At 45.0% G+C, this 301-nt stretch carries 1 rRNA gene; it reads right to left on the minus strand.

From position 1 onward, the window contains the following. Window positions 1–175: 175 nt before the first annotated feature. A 16S ribosomal RNA gene (locus tag AC1DLM_RS35615) occupies window positions 176–301 on the minus strand; the annotation flags it as partial.

Here is a 301-nt window from a genome sequence, read left to right on the forward strand (position 1 = left end):
AGTTTTTCCTGGTTTTTCCTGTTATTTCAGAAATATCGGTATGTTTGAAAGATTGCTCTTTCAAAACTGAACACGAGTGAGTAAGCGGTTTGTGTGAATAATGAGAGACTTTAATCTACGATTAAAGATCCYTATATATCACTTGACTGGTCTTATCAAGACCGAGTCTCCATAGAAAGGAGGTGATCCAGCCGCACCTTCCGATACGGCTACCTTGTTACGACTTCACCCCAATCATCTACCCCACCTTCGGCGGCTGGCTCCCTTGCGGGTTACCCCACCGACTTCGGGTGTTGTAAAC

The sequence above is a fragment of the Paenibacillus sp. 01T442 genome (genome assembly GCF_056398345.1).